Origin of the sequence: uncultured Limnohabitans sp., from assembly GCF_937889215.1 — a bacterium.
Lineage (GTDB): Bacteria > Pseudomonadota > Gammaproteobacteria > Burkholderiales > Burkholderiaceae_C > Limnohabitans_A.
The window spans coordinates 1-1,593 of sequence record NZ_CALBEX010000249.1; the positions used below are offsets into that span (position 1 = coordinate 1).

1 protein-coding gene and 2 pseudogenes are annotated in these 1,593 nt (G+C 62.0%); 2 read left to right on the forward strand and 1 reads right to left on the reverse strand.

Translation table 11 applies throughout. The features are described 5' to 3' along the window. Positions 1–181 (forward strand): annotated as a pseudogene (locus Q0341_RS06415) (oxidoreductase); the annotation flags it as partial. Between the two features lie 3 nt (positions 182–184). Further along, positions 185–1,363: an MFS transporter gene (locus tag Q0341_RS06420; RefSeq protein WP_299511309.1), complete on the forward strand. Its 1,179-nt coding sequence runs from the start codon at positions 185–187 to the stop codon at positions 1,361–1,363. A gap of 11 nt (positions 1,364–1,374) precedes the next feature. Here the strand turns inward: Q0341_RS06420 and Q0341_RS06425 are convergent. Beyond that, positions 1,375–1,593 (reverse strand): annotated as a pseudogene (locus Q0341_RS06425) (MFS transporter); the annotation flags it as partial.

Genomic DNA, 1,593 nt, shown 5'->3' on the forward strand with positions numbered 1-1,593 from the left:
GTTCACCGGCAAGGAAGAGCAGATCGACGTGTCCCAAGTGGCGGTGTCCATGAACGGCATCGAGCTGCAAGACCGTGAATTTTTTACGGCCATCCGCGAAGGCCGTGAACCCAATTCGAGTATTGCGCAGGTGCTGCCGTGCTACCAGGTCTTGCACGATCTGGAACAGCAGCTCGCCTGATCGATGGCTGCACTGACGCCAGCTGTCGAACGCCAACACCTGCAGATTTTGGCTTTGACGGGTTTCGCCAGCATGGCTGCCATGCGCATTTGCGATCCGATGCTGGTCGTCCTGAGTGACGAGTTTCGGGTCAGCACCGGAGATGCGTCGGCGGTGGTCTCGGCTTATGCTGTTGTGTACGGGTTTTTGCAACTGATTTACGGCCCCTTGGGCGACCGTTTTGGCAAGCTGCGTGTGGTGTCCTTGGCGGTGTTGGCCTGTGCTGTGTTCAGTGCCATCACGGCGATGTCAACGTCCTTGACCATGTTGGTCATCATGCGTGGGTTCATGGGGGCGGCAGGGGCGGGCGTCATTCCTTTGGCTCTGGCGTGGGTGGGTGATCAGGTGCCCTATGAAAGGCGACAAGAGACCCTGGCCAAGCTCATGAGCGCAACCGTGATGGGCATGATGAGCGGCTTGTGGTTTGGTGGCTTTGCCGCAGACACACTGGGCTGGCGAGGGGCCTTTGTGGTGTTGTCTTTGTTGTTTGCTGGCGCTGCCGTGTTGTTGTGGCGCTTGCTGCAACGCCATGCGCCTGTGGTGGCCTCGGATGCGCCAGGCTTGTGGGCGTCGTTTCGCACCACCGGGCGGTTGCTGGGCATGCCGCGTGTGCGTTGGGTGCTGGGTGTGACGGCGACCGAAGGGGCTTTGGTCTTTGGGGCCATGGCATTCATGCCCACCCATTTGCACCAGCAGTATGGCTTGAGTGTCGTGGCGGCGGGCTCGGTGATGATGCTCTACGGCGTGGGCGGCTTGCTCTACAGCCAGATGGCGCGGCGCTGGTTGGCTTGGCTGGGTGAGCGCGGCTTGATCCGCACAGGGGCTGGCTTGGTGGTCGCGGGCTTCGTGCTGTTGGCCTGGGGCACGGCGGTGTGGATGGGCATGCTGGCTTGCACGATGACGGGCTTGGGTTTTTACATGATGCACAACACCTTGCAAGTGCAAGCCACCCAAATGGCACCGGCCGCCCGTGGCACTGCTGTGACCTTGTTCGCCAGCTCGCTTTTTTGGGGCCAGTCAACCGGCGTGGTCTTGATGGCCCAAAGCGTGGACAGGGGCTGGCTGACCTATGCCTTCACGGCGGCGGCGTTGGGTGTGGTGGTGCTGGGCGCGTTGGTTTACCGCTTGGTCGGGCGGCACTGATCCTTTGGCGCTCAGGCCTTGGCGGTGGTCAGCAAGGGTCGCAAGGCCCACAGGCCCAGCGCCGGGCCGGGAGCCAGCAGCCACAAGGCCATGCTGCCCCAATGCTGCACGGCCCAGCCCAGCAGCAAGATGCTGAGCACGGTGATCAAAAAGCCCGCGCCGTTTTGCAACACCAAGGCACAGCCCAGCCATTGCGCTGGCGCGTACTGTGAAGACATGGCCGAAAACTG

Excerpts from the sequence above, each read along its gene's own strand:
- Q0341_RS06420 (WP_299511309.1), top strand. The coding sequence starts at position 185 with ATGGCTGCACTGACGCCAGCTGTCGAACGCCAACACCTGCAGATTTTG.